Source organism: Aphanizomenon sp. UHCC 0183 (assembly GCF_009712065.1).
Classification (GTDB): Bacteria; Cyanobacteriota; Cyanobacteriia; order Cyanobacteriales; family Nostocaceae; genus Dolichospermum; species Dolichospermum heterosporum.
The window spans coordinates 1-10,699 of record NZ_VILC01000130.1; the positions used below are offsets into that span (position 1 = coordinate 1).

Annotated in this window: 8 protein-coding genes; 2 read left to right on the plus strand and 6 right to left on the minus strand. The window is 35.1% G+C overall.

What is annotated here, in order from left to right; all coding sequences use genetic code 11:
* The first annotated feature begins 233 nt into the window (after positions 1-233).
* Positions 234-1,430: a LeuA family protein gene (locus FJR37_RS24320; protein ID WP_168467350.1), complete on the plus strand. Its 1,197-nt coding sequence runs from the start codon at positions 234-236 to the stop codon at positions 1,428-1,430.
* Positions 1,431-1,760: 330 nt separating this feature from the next.
* The gene (locus tag FJR37_RS24325; RefSeq protein WP_168467351.1) at positions 1,761-3,251 is read left to right on the plus strand and encodes an MFS transporter; all 1,491 of its coding nucleotides are present in this window, start codon (positions 1,761-1,763) and stop codon (positions 3,249-3,251) included.
* Positions 3,252-3,545: 294 nt separating this feature from the next.
* On the opposite strand, the gene FJR37_RS24330 is transcribed toward FJR37_RS24325, so the two are convergent.
* The 6 genes from FJR37_RS24330 to FJR37_RS24355 form a co-directional block, all read right to left on the minus strand.
* Complete coding sequence (locus FJR37_RS24330) at positions 3,546-4,385, minus strand: hypothetical protein (protein ID WP_217355380.1); 840 nt, start codon at positions 4,383-4,385, stop codon at positions 3,546-3,548.
* Positions 4,363-8,667, minus strand: a complete 4,305-nt coding sequence (locus tag FJR37_RS24335; protein WP_168467352.1) for an AAA domain-containing protein — start codon at positions 8,665-8,667, stop codon at positions 4,363-4,365. The genes FJR37_RS24330 and FJR37_RS24335 overlap by 23 nt, the downstream gene beginning before the upstream one ends.
* Before the next feature lie 122 nt (positions 8,668-8,789).
* Positions 8,790-9,113, minus strand: coding sequence for a Grx4 family monothiol glutaredoxin (grxD, locus tag FJR37_RS24340; RefSeq protein ID WP_039199298.1), 324 nt, complete (start codon positions 9,111-9,113; stop codon positions 8,790-8,792).
* 108 nt (positions 9,114-9,221) lie between these two features.
* Complete coding sequence (locus tag FJR37_RS24345; RefSeq protein ID WP_039199300.1) at positions 9,222-9,452, minus strand: BolA family protein; 231 nt, start codon at positions 9,450-9,452, stop codon at positions 9,222-9,224.
* A gap of 71 nt (positions 9,453-9,523) precedes the next feature.
* Positions 9,524-9,646, minus strand: a complete 123-nt coding sequence (locus FJR37_RS27520) for a hypothetical protein (RefSeq protein ID WP_256366902.1) — start codon at positions 9,644-9,646, stop codon at positions 9,524-9,526.
* A gap of 344 nt (positions 9,647-9,990) precedes the next feature.
* Positions 9,991-10,572, minus strand: a complete 582-nt coding sequence (locus FJR37_RS24355) for a hypothetical protein (protein ID WP_039199303.1) — start codon at positions 10,570-10,572, stop codon at positions 9,991-9,993.
* Positions 10,573-10,699 lie beyond the last annotated feature (127 nt).

Genomic DNA, 10,699 nt, shown 5'->3' on the forward strand with positions numbered 1-10,699 from the left:
CTTTCTTCTTTTACCTCACTTGAATGGTAATTACTATAATTTTCACTTGTGTATAAAATATGGTAAATCATGGAAAGTATAAGCTAAACACCATGCGTCTTGAAACCTATAGTTTTTCTATGGCGAAAACCCAAGTTTTCAAGATGGATGGGGTATATGAGCATTAATAGAATACAGTTTACGAATATTCTTGAGTAAAATTGACATTGAATAGGTTGAAACTTAGGGTAAATATGTTGCAAATTCTTGACTCTACTTTAAGAGAAGGAGAACAAACTCCTGGAGTTTATTTTTCTCCAGACAAAAAAATGATAATTGCCCAGTTTTTAGATCAGATAGGAGTTGATATTATTGAAGTGGGTAATCCCGCAGTAGATCGAGAAATAGCTTTAGCTATCACGCGCATTTCTCAAGCAGGACTTAAGGCGAAAATAGGCGCTCATTCTCTTTGTAAAATAGATCATGTGCAAAAAGCTTTAGATTGTGGTATTGATTTTTTAGGGATATTTTTTAGTGTTTCTAAAAAGCGATTACAACAAGATTATAATATTGATTTAGATGTAGCAATTGAAAAGATTATTGAAGTAGTTACTTTTGCCAAAGAACAGAAGCATGACTTATTAATTAGATATACAGCAGAAGATACAGTGCGATCGCCCATAGAAAATGTCATTGCCGCAGCCACCGCCGCAGTCAAAGCAGGAGTGAATATCATTAGTATAGCAGATACAACTGGCTACTCCACACCTTTTCATCCCCAGCGCAGTATGTATTTTTATGTCAAAACCCTAAAAGAAGAATTAGGAAATCGTGGTTTATATCCACAGATAGAGGTGCATTGTCATAATGATAAAGGTTTAGCTTTAGCCAATGCCTTAGATGCCTATAGAGCAGGTGCAGACATTATTGATGTAGCCACAATGGGATTAGGAGAAAGAGCAGGAATTGTTGATTTAGCTGAACTATTAATCAATTTAATAGATATGGGTGAAAAAGAAAAAAAATGGCAACTTAACTATCTAGAAGAGTTATATAAATTCGTGAGTCAGCATTCTCATATTCCCATTCCTCCCCATCAAGCTATCACCGGAAAAAATGCCTTTACCCACTATGCTGGAGTTCATGTTAAAGCTGTAGCCAAAAATGAGGAACTTTATCAAAGTTTAAATCCGCAACTTCTCGGCAAACAAAGTAGTTTTGCATTAGGAATGCAATCAGGATATACTGCTGTGCAAATGGCTCTGAAGCAAATTGGTCAAGGAGAACTAGCTGAAAATAAAGACCTTGTAGATAAAATTCTCCAAGAGATTAAAGTAATTGCCAAAAGAGGAACTCCCATTAATATCGAAGAAGAACTACCGAAAATTATAGAACAATTTAGTGTAGCAACACATCCATTCGGGAACGATATTTGTAATTTGTCTGTTTGAGTCCAGGAATGAATTAAGAATTAAGTTCACCCTTGCTTATTTTGTCTTAATTATTCCTACTGCTTCTTTTTGACTCCTGATATAAGTAGGTGAACACAATAAAACCAATCTGTGTAAGTAGGTGAACACAATAAAACCAAACTGTGTAAAGAAAAGTAAAATCGCCCAAACCCTCTTCACTCTTGCCTCTTGCCTCTTGCCTTTTGCCTTGCCATAACGACAATTTTCAACACCAACCTACTTAAAGAAAAGTAAAATCGCCCAAACCCTCTTCACTCTTGCCTCTTGCCTTGCCATAACGACGATTTTCAATGCTAACCTACTTACAATATGTTAAAAACTCAAGAACCTGAATTTAATTGTCTCAAAACTGAAATCAAACCATCTGCAAAATGGTGGACTATACTGAGCGTTAGTATTGGTGTATTTATCTTTTCCTTAGATGTTTATATAGTTAATCTAGCTCTACCAATAATGCTGGAATCACTACATACGACCTTTGCAAATAGTCAATGGGTAGTATTGAGTTACCTGTTAGCAATATCTATTTTTGTTTTGAGTGCTTCTAAATTAGGCGATATATGGAGTAAAAAGAAGTTGTACATTATCGGTATGATAGTGTTTACAATTAGTTCTTTGCTATGTGGACTTGCCCCAAATATAGGCTTTTTAATAGCTTTTCGTGCCATTCAAGGAGTAGGGGCTGCATTTATCTCAGGACTAGGAACAGCGATGATTGTAGAAGCTTTCCCAGTGGAAGAACGAGGGCTGGGTTTAGGTATTCGCGCTGGAGTATTTGGTTTAGGAATGATGTTGGGACCAACAATAGGAGGTTTATTAGTTAGTATCGGAGATTGGCCTTTAATTTTCTTTATTAATGTGCCAATTGGGATTATAGGGATTTTAATTATGGCTTATTTTGTCCCCCCTTCTATTGTTAATGGAGAAAAACAACAGTTTGATATCATAGGAACTATAGTTATCACATTTATATTAACTTGCTTTATATTGGCAATAACCTTATTAGAAGAACAGAATCATGACTTAAATATCATTCTAGCTTTACTATTTTTATCTATGATTAGTTTAGCTTTTCTCATCTTCATAGAAATGCGGACTGTCACCCCTATTTTAGATTGGAAAATTTTTAGATCTTTAGACTTAAGTTTAGGTTTAGGATTGCGGTTTATAGGTAACTTCGTGATTGCCGGATCAATCTTTATCCTCCCTTTCTTTTTCAAACTAGTCAAACAATATCCTACTAATAAAGCTGGTTTTCTATTAGCAATTCCACCGATTATCATTGTTTTAACCGCACCTATGGCTGGGACGCTTTCTGATAAATTTGGCTCACGGATTATTAGCATAACAGGATTATTATTAATGGCTGTTGGCTGCTTTTTAATCAGCACATTTAACGCAGAATTAACGATAATCAATTATATAATTGCAATTATTCCCTATGGGTTGGGTATAGGAATGTTTCAATCTCCCAACAATAGCGCCATTATGGGAGCAGCACCACAAGATAGTTTAGGGATTGCTTCGGGTTTATTATCCTTGTCACGAATATTAGGACAAACTATAAGTGTGCCATTAGTGGGAGCTATATTTTCATTTGTGACTCTTAACAATACTCAACTAAACACAAATATTAATATCACTAATGCACCTGTTGAATCATTAGTTTTAGGTACACAAATTACTTTTCGCTTCATTACTATTCTCTTAGTTATTTCTACAGTATTTGCAATTTATTTATGGTGGATTGAACAAAAGCGAGTATCAATGGAAAAACTCATTTCTGATATAGATAAGTAGTGAGACAGAATTAATTACACAATGTCATTGGGAATGGAACGAAGTGAAATGAAGCAATCACAAGGGTTGTGATTGCTTCCCTTCGCTCGCAATGACTGTAAATATTTTTGTCCAATTACTTACCTGACTTAAGGGGCTTCCAATTAAAAAAATACCCAAAAATTTCTTGTGGTGCGGGCATCTTGCCCGCTAAGGAATGTGAATTAAATAAGGTGCAAAAGTAGGGTGTGTTAGCGACAGCGTAACGCACCATTCCAGGTTACATCAGAATTGCAGGTTATTAAATTTGCGTTCCTAACCATAATCTGGATTGGATTTTAAATGGATGGTTTCCTCAGATAATTGACACAATTCTTCTAGGGATATCTTTTTGTCATTGTATAATTCTTCAATCTTCTTGGTAGCAGCTTCTAAAATTTCCTGACCATTTCTGATTTCGATGTTTAATTTATTTAGATTTTCATCAAAAACCACAAATAGCGATATATTTCTCCCAATAGTTTGTGTACTACCTTTCACCTTAAAATCAGTCACAAATTTACCTTCTGTGGGGACATGAAGAGGTAAATTGCAAGATTGAATAATGTCCTGAATATCTGCAAGTTGTAACCTAGAAATTGGGGTAATTTTCACTTCTATATTCACAAATTCTGCTAAGTCTGGTTGCTTAATTACAACATCTTCTAATGACTCATATTGAAATGTAATTTTCCCGGCTAAATTATCAGTAATTGCATAAATTTGCATAGAGTATGGAGGTTTAGGTACAGAACCCTGTGCATAGAATAAACTCCCCTCTGCTGTGACAGTGATTTGAGATGTATCTGCTAGAGTTTGTAAAGATTGCAGATTAGCAATAGTGCTTTTAACAAATACAGAATCTAGTCCTAAGATAGATGCTAAATCATTAGCGGTAGGTGGAGGATTAAACTCCATACCAGCACGAATAATAAACTCTTCTAAGACATTAAATTTGCGAGATTCTTTAATAGTTAATTCTAAGAAATTTTGAGTTACTGTATAGCCAAATAGACGTGCAGCTAAAACTAACAAACCAGAATTTTCAGTTTCAATTTTCTCAACTATATATTTTAGATTTTCATCAATCTGTTTAACTACAGAAGCAGGAAACATCAATAAAACCTCCATGATAATTAACAGTGTTGGCAACTTCAGAATACATATTACCCACTGTACCGGGTTTAGCGGTAAATAAATCGTGACAACCGACAATTACCAATAATTCCTGAGCGCGAGAAAAAGCCACGTTTACCCGTTCTGGTTTATTTGCAAATCCCACATCTCCTTGATGATTATTCCGCACCATACTGACAATTACTACTGGTCTTTCCATACCTTGAAATCTATCAACTGTACCTGTTCTGATTTGTAAAGAAGGGAAAAGTTCAGATTGCAACCGTTCATCAATTTTTCGTAATTGAGCGCCATAAAATGTAATTACAGCTATTTCTTTTCTTGGTTCTCCATTTGCAACTTTATTCACCCAAACTTTCTCAAATTGATGACAGATACTTTCAATCACATCAATTTCTTTAGTATTCAAAAATGAAGTTCCACTTCGTTCTTCTTGAAATTCATTTTCTCTGGGCATTTTTACCCAACATAAATGATTGTCAGGTTGAATAATTTCCCCTGCTAAATTATGAGCGCGTTTTGTATCAGGTTCTAAAATCCCACATTCCAATTTACCATGATAAAATTGATTGATTGCGCCCATAATCATTGGGTGCATTCGATATTGAGTATTCAGCATTTTTTTAATGCTTTTATCTGCGGTTTCAAACTGACTTTTAAATAATGACTCTTCTAAAAATTGCAATTCTTCTCTGGTATTACCCATTGTTTTCGCAACTTCTTCCACAGTGCTAGTATCAAGCATAGGTGGTAATTGCCGATGATCTCCTACCATGACTAATTTTTTACCTTTCAAAGCCGGAATTAGCAATTCTGGAGGAGTGCATTTACTAACTTCATCAATAATCACAACATCAAAAGATTGAAATTCTTCTGAGAAATTATAATTTGCCGCTTGAACGCAAGTAATACCAACAACGTTAGCATTATCTAAATAGATTCCCCTTAGATCTTTACTATCTTGTTCTGAAGGTTTACGAAGTTTTGCAACCCAATCTTGCACAAAGTTTTGATATTTTTGCAGATAATTTTCTTCACTTTTTAGCTGTCGTTTCCATGATTTAAATTTATTTTGAATACTGCATAAAAAGTCTGAGTCAAATAAATTATCATTAGATAATTCTGGTTTGAGTTTATCTGGGATTGTTTGCCAAATTGACTGCCACCAATTCCGTTCGCTAATTAAACTAGCTGATAACTGTAATTGTAATTTCTGTTCTAAATCAGCTATTTTTATTTGTAATTCTGCAATTTCTTGTTGATAAATATCAGCTTCTGCTTGCAAATTTATGAACTCCTGATTTAAAGAGTCTTTAATTGTTGCTAAAATGGTAAAAGGTGCTAATGAGGAAATCAGAGTTTCTATTTCATTGACGCGATTTTCCCAAAATTTGACTTGCTGAGAAAATTCCTGCGGTTGTTCCCAAATATTTGCTTGTCTAGTCAGATATTTTTCTGCTATAATCCTTAATGGCGCAGGGATATTTTGCTGTTTATGAAGTGCTTGTAAGTTATGAATAACTTCTGCCAGGTTTAAATTAGCAGCTTCTTTGCTTTTTCTTACCTGAGATTTAGCTTCAGATATTTGTTCTGAAGAAATTGCATTTTGCGGAAGTTCTTGAAATTGCTGGTTTAAAATTTGTAATTGTTGTTCAGCTTCAGTTTTAACTCTTAAAACACATTGACGGGCATGAACTAAGATAATATCTAGTAATTCTTGGGTAATGCGGGTAAGAGTAGCTTCAACATTGTTCCATTCAAAGGAATTACTGTATGTTTTTTCCAATCTAATTAAAAAGACTTGAGTATTTTCAACTAGCAATTTTCGCTGTTTAGGATTGAGTAGTTGATAATTTTGGAGTTTTTGATAGGTTGTTTGCCATTGAATTTGATCGGGTTTTGATAATACTATCGGAATTTGACTAAAACTTTGCTGTAAAAAATAACTAAAATCATGTTTTTTACCTTTCCTATCTATAAAATTACCTTCTATTTCATAAGCTATGGCTTTTGTTAATACTCCCCAATCTGGTAAACTGATTTGATAGTTTTTAGGAACAATAGTTAATTTTAATGTCTTAGCAAACATCAATAAACCTAATGGTAAATCTACCATGTTTTCTGTTAAAACTAAATTAGATTGTTGACATTCTTTTAAGACTTGATACAAGTTGTTGTTAGCTGTAGACTTCCATTCGACAACAGCTTCAATAATATAATCAATTTCCCGTTTGCGATTTTCCCAAATTTGGATTGTTGGCTGTAAATCGTTTTGGTTATTAAATTTTTGATAATCTGTTTCTAATTTCTCCAAGGATAAAGAATGCTGTTGGAAAATATAAACTAATTTTGCTACTTCGGAAATAGCTAAACCTACATCATTGGCATTTTTTAATCCTGGTTTAAATCCAGAAAGATGAGTTGTGATATTTTCCTGTAACCAAACTGCTAACCCAAATGCGCCAAAACCTGGACGGACAAAACCAAGTTCTTCAATACATTTGATAGCTTGACGCACATTTTCTCGAAAATATTCTACTTGTTGGTTATTTTCTGTATAAGGTTTAATTTGTGGTAAAAAATTGTTAATTTCTGAAGATTCCCAGTCTATATTTGTGGGATTTTTGAGAATGTTTTCTAAACCAGTAATTAAATATTCAATTTCTTTTTTCTTGACTAAAGTTTGATGATATTCAAGCTGTTGATTTTGATAAGCTGCTTCTAAATTTTGTTTTTCGGTTTTGAGTTCATTCTGTTGCTGATTGATTTCTGCTTCTGCCAGAAAATAGTCTGTGAATCGTGGTAATAATAGTAATAATTGATTGAGAATTTTGATATTTTCGTGACGTTGACTGAGATTATTTTCACAGTCAGTGGCGGTATTTTGTAGCCATGTACCAATTACTTGATCTTCTAAAAATGGCTGTCCTTCTTCACCAACTTTTTCGGCTCGTCCCTTCCTAATAGCGCGAATAACGGGATTATGTACTAAGCGACTGAGGGCGTTATCAACGGCTAAATTGGCTTGAGAGGTAATTAATGTCCGTCCTCCACGCAAAGCTACCTGATAGCAAATTTCCGCAATTACGGTAGTTTTTCCTGTACCTGGTGGTCCCTGAATTAGCACTAAGTCCTCTGCGGACAGGACTTTTTCAACTGCGGCTTTTTGTCCAGCATTTGCGGAGGATAATAATAAGTCTTTTGAGTTAAGTTTAATCCTTTTGATAATCGGTCTGGCTTGGGAAGCGTCGAATAAAAAGTTACCTAAATAGGGATTTTGAGTGCGTCCTTGTCTTAATTGTTCTAGAGCTTTTTCTTTACGTTCGATTTGTTTGATGTCTCCAGCAGCATCAAAAAATAAGTAGCCTTTATTGGGAAGTTGATAATTACCTTTGGCTATATATTCGATTAGTTCTCGTTCTAGGCGAATATGAATAAGATTATGTTTTTGATCAATTTTTTCAATAGTTCCTAATTGACGACTGTGGCGACGATTTTTATCTGTCGGTACGGAATCGAGAAAGTTGACTTCCTGATTTTTGGCTTTTTTGACCCGTTCCCAGAAATTCTCCACACCTAAAATATTCTCTTCAGAACCGTTAAGCGTAGCTGAATTAACTTTAATTTCTAACGCGATTTGTCGAGAATTTGAGCTATTGTTAGCAATCAGAAAAGATACACAAAATTGGCGTGATTTAGCAATACGTTCTTCTACTTTTAAAAAGGCTTTCCAGGCTTTAAGTTGATCTTCGGTGGGGACATGATTTCCGCAAATTGGCATATTTTTTATTTTTGCCAATAATGGTTTGGGAATATCCAAATGATGTTGATGATTTGGGCTTAGTCGCAACCAATAGGGTAAGGCATAGCCATCAATATTTCCTCGCAATTCATGTAGTAAATAAGCTGATAAAATTTTAAATCCGCCATGTCCATCTTGACGAATAGCAGCTTTAAATGCTAGGGTCTTTCCTAGCTGTTTCAGTTTTTTTGGAAGTTGAAAGTTATCTTGGTCTGTGGCTATAGTTAGTTCCCAAATCTCTTCTCCTGATTCTTTTCCTGTTCCTTGACGACGAATATAAAATAAACCTGGTTGTTTACCAACTAAATCAAATAATAATTCATTGGCACGTTCTCGTCGTTCTCGAAAGTCAGGATATAATTGTAGGGATGATTGACCTTCAAAATGGCGAACTAAATTATCAACTGCTGAACCTATGAATGTATAACCACAATCTTCTATCTTCGTTTTATTATTCATAGTTTTGGTAGTAAATAGGAGTAATAAATAATTTAATATTTAAAAATAAATTTGAAATTGTTGCCAATAGAGATAGGTGTTGGGTTGCGTTCCTTAACCCAACCTACACCTAATAAATGATTTTAAGAAGCTAGTGCTACTTCTACCGCTTGTTGTAATTCACCTTTGTTGTACATTTCAATCAAAATATCAGAACCGCCAACGAATTGACCATTAATGTATACTTGAGGAATTGTTGGCCAGTTGGAATATTCTTTGATGCCTTGACGAATTTCTTGATCTGCAAGTACATCAATGGTTTCAAAGGGAACTCCTAATGTATTGAGAATTTGGACAACGTTATTAGAGAAACCACATTGGGGCATTAATTTGTTGCCCTTCATGAAAACCATAATTTTGTTTTCTTCTACCAAAGTATCAATTCTTTCTTTAAGTTCTGGGGTCATGATTAGTTATTTCCTTATGTTACTGAAATTCAAGAGTTGATCCGATTTTAGATTTTGTTTTCTGAATCCAAAATCCCAAATCTAAAATTAGTTTGTTGTTTGTCAAGCTTAGGGAGTGGAGGTTTTAAGTGCTAAAGCATGGATCGCTTCTGTGGACATGGCTTCTTGCAATGCGCTATAAACTAGTTGGTGTTGTTGCACTAGTCCCTTACCTGCAAACTGCGATGAAACTACTGTTACTTGATAGTGATCACCACCACCTGTCAAGTCTTGTACTTGCACTTGGGCATCTGGCATTTCTGCCTTGATCATTGCCTCTACCTGTTGCGGACTTATCATCGCCATTCCTGAAAAACTTACTTCTCTATTATTAACAGATATGTAGCGGTTGGGGTAGACAAATAACGTAGTTAAACCTTACCCAAACTCAAAGCAATAAGATCAAGTTCGTTAGATTTCCAGTTATTAAGTTTTTCAGTCCCTAAAATAGCGATTCTCGTAACGGTTAACTGATTTTTAACTTTGAGTTTCATGGACTTGGTTTGCTACGTCTCTTATTGTTATACTCCTATTGACTCGTATTGGCTACTATTTGGCTCATGAATATTTTGCTCTTCGGCTATTTTTTTCTTGTAAGCCCGAAGAAAGTAAAGCTTCGAGGAAAAGCAGTGCATGATAGCCATAAAATCCTGCATTAGTTCTTCGTGCTGTGATAGCTTGGCATTTTTCACCACGTCGTCTTAGGGTGATAACCAAATTGTTTGTAAACTTGTTCTGGGGTTAGGTATTTCATCTTGCGGTTAAATACGATTAACCCCAGTATACTACGTTATTTTGAGATTAAAGAGTGCGGCTGTTGCCTGTTAGCATTTGCCGATTATTTTTTACCTTGACGCGGAAAGGGGACATCTACAAAACCTAGTTCAAATAATTGTTGGTATGCTTTTGTGCCTAGTTCTCTGGTGGGGTTTTGACTTTTGATGATTTGCACTAGTAAAGGTATGGCTAATTCTGGCTGATTTTGCGCTCGATGTACTAGGGCTAATTGATAGGTGGCTTCATCTCGCTTTTGGGCAGTTGTTAAAGCATTTTTGCGGTAGGTATCGGCGGCGCGAATGTCAATACCTGCAAAACTAGAGTTGAGGTCTTGGTAAAAGCTTGATAATTGATTATAAACTTGGCGGGCTTCTTGGAGTTTTTTGACTGCTAGGGCGTAGTTTTGACTAGAAACCGCTTCGGTTGATTCTTTCATCAAGCGATCGCCCCCCTCTATACTTAAAAGATTATTGCTTGTTCCTGTGGGAGTAAGAGTATTAGGTTGATTCGTATCAATCGGTTTTGGTTTGGCTTGACTAATAGGATTGGATACCTTTTTCCCTTCAGCATAGGTAGGTGATAGCAGTCCCAAAGATACTATGAGTGATAAAGATGTTAAGCGAATTAAGGTAGCAGCATTCATGAGTTTAATTAGTGCAACAATTCTATAGAAAAAGTTGGGAAACCTTGTGTATCTTAACTCTCTTTGTCCTAGAGATAAAGTCAGTTACTTGATAACTAAGTAGTGAGACAGAATTAATTACACAATG